The organism is Streptomyces sp. NPDC057963, from assembly GCF_042887155.1.
Lineage (GTDB): Bacteria > Actinomycetota > Actinomycetes > Streptomycetales > Streptomycetaceae > Streptomyces.
In genome coordinates, this window is record NZ_JBHVPX010000072.1 from 1 (window position 1) to 1,429 (window position 1,429).

Annotated in this window: 1 protein-coding gene; it reads right to left on the reverse strand. The window is 62.0% G+C overall.

Annotation, left to right across the window (positions count from 1 at the left end; translation table 11 throughout):
• Positions 1 to 1,429 (reverse strand): signal recognition particle protein (gene ffh, locus ACFVT1_RS40980; protein ID WP_389805868.1); only part of this gene is annotated, 1,429 nt, incomplete at both ends.

Below are 1,429 nucleotides of genomic sequence, written 5' to 3' on the forward strand. Positions count from 1 at the left end.
CCGCGGCAGCCTGCTCCTCGGCCTTGCGCTTCATCGGGTTACCACTCTTACGCTTGCCCTTGGCCTGCTTGACCTGCTTCTTCTGCCGACCCGGACCACCACCCATGCCCGGCATCCCCGGCACCCCCGGCATCCCACCACCCTGCGCCATCTTCGACATCATCTTGCGCGCGTCGAAGAACCGCTCCACCAGGTTCTTCACCACACTCACCTCAACACCCGAACCCTTGGCGATACGAGCCCGGCGCGAACCATTGATGATCGTCGGCTCCGCACGCTCCCCCGGAGTCATCGACTTGATGACCGCAGCGGCACGATCCACATCACGCTCGTCGATGTTGTTGATCTGATCCTTGATCTGCCCCATACCCGGCAGCATCCCCAGCAGCTTGGAAATGGACCCCATCTTCCTGACCTGCTCCATCTGGGACAGGAAATCGTCAAGCGTAAAATCCTTGCCCTTGCTCGACGCCAGCTTCGAGGCCATCTTGGCGGCCTCTTCCTGACTGAAGGTCTTCTCCGCCTGCTCGATCAGCGTGAGCAGATCACCCATGTCCAGAATGCGCGACGCCATCCGGTCGGGATGGAAGGCATCGAAATCCCCGAGCTTCTCACCATTCGACGCGAACATGACCTGCTTGCCCGTCACATGGGCAATCGACAGAGCCGCACCACCACGCGCATCACCATCGAGCTTGGAAAGCACCACACCGTCGAAACCGACACCGTCACGGAACGCCTCGGCCGTATTGACCGCATCCTGACCGATCATCGCGTCGACAACGAAAAGAATCTCATCCGGACCGACCGCATCCCGGATGTCCGCGGCCTGCCGCATCAGCTCCTGGTCGATACCAAGGCGGCCCGCAGTGTCGACGACCACCACGTCGAACTGCTTCGACCGGGCATACTCGACCGAGTCCTTGGCCACCTGGACCGGATCACCGACACCATTGCCCGGCTCCGGCGCATACACCGCAACACCAGCACGATCAGCGACCACACTCAGCTGATTGACAGCATTCGGACGCTGAAGATCACACGCCACCAGCAGCGGCGAGTGACCCTGACCCTTGAGCCACAGACCCAGCTTCCCCGCCAGAGTCGTCTTACCCGCACCCTGCAGACCCGCGAGCATGATCACCGTGGGCGCAGTCTTGGCAAACCGCAACCGCCGCGTCTCACCACCCAAAATACCCACGAGCTCGTCATTGACGATCTTGACGACCTGCTGCGCCGGATTCAGCGCCTGGGACACCTCCACCCCACGCGCCCGCTCCTTGACATTCGCAATGAAGGCACGCACGACCGGCAACGCGACATCCGCTTCCAGCAACGCGATACGGATCTCACGAGCCGTGGCATCGATGTCCGCCTCGGACAAGCGGCCCTTGCCCCGAAGATTCTTGAAAGTCGCGGCAAGGCGGTC